General features: G+C 50.5%; 1 protein-coding gene. It reads right to left on the reverse strand.

Annotation, left to right across the window (positions count from 1 at the left end; translation table 11 throughout):
- A partial coding sequence (locus AUR66_RS20595; protein WP_157533085.1) for a PAS domain-containing protein occupies nucleotides 1–321 on the reverse strand: 321 nt, incomplete at both ends.

Below are 321 nucleotides of genomic sequence, written 5' to 3' on the forward strand. Positions count from 1 at the left end.
AAATACACCAGCAACAAGCTGCCGGTCTCCAAGCTTGAATACTTGGGCGTTGATTTCAACAGGGATTTGAGCTCCATTTTTAGTTTCGACATAGACATCAGACCCATCGGGAAACTGGTCAAAGATTTCTTGACCTGAGCCAACATGTTGTGCGAAGAGTTCTCGATAGCGAGCGACTTCGTCCGAGGGATGGAGGATGCTCTGTGGCTCTCCGAGGAGTTCCTCTGGTTCGTAGCCCACTAGATCAGTTACCTGTTCGTTAGCGTCGACAATCTCACCGGTTGATGTAGAAGCGACAATGACGGCGTCCGGGACTGCTTC

Source organism: Haloferax profundi (assembly GCF_001469865.1).
GTDB lineage: Archaea > Halobacteriota > Halobacteria > Halobacteriales > Haloferacaceae > Haloferax > Haloferax profundi.